This is a genomic window from Bartonella taylorii 8TBB (assembly GCF_902825155.1).
GTDB classification, from domain to species: Bacteria; Pseudomonadota; Alphaproteobacteria; order Rhizobiales; family Rhizobiaceae; genus Bartonella; species Bartonella taylorii_A.
Genome location: NZ_CADEAG010000207.1, coordinates 1 through 393, shown reverse-complemented (window position 1 = coordinate 393; position 393 = coordinate 1). Strand labels below are relative to the sequence as shown.

Here is a 393-nt window from a genome sequence, read left to right as displayed (position 1 = left end):
GGCTTTAATAAATCACGATGGAATTTTTCACTATAAGCTCCGAGTTCAAGCATATCACCCAAAATAGCAATTCTCCTACCATTCTCCCCTACAGGCCCTGTAGCAAGAAGATCAAGAGCAGCACGCATAGATGCGGGATTAGCATTATAGCTTTCATCAATTAAATGAAATTCACCCCCTCTTGGTAAAGATAGGCGATAACAAACACCACGTCCCTCTTGAAGAAAAATGGTTCAAAGAAAGAAAAACAGGTTCCAAATCTACACCAATGGCATCACAAGCAGCAATAACACCTAAACTATTTTGTTCAATATGTCGTCCTGGAGCACCAATTTTAACCCCCTTGTCTTGCCCTAAAATACGTACAATCATAGAGGAACAATCGGTTAGAAG

General features: G+C 40.2%; 1 pseudogene. It reads right to left on the bottom strand.

The window, feature by feature from the left end:
* Window positions 1-393, bottom strand: a pseudogene (locus J7R13_RS09320) (glutamate ligase domain-containing protein); the annotation flags it as partial.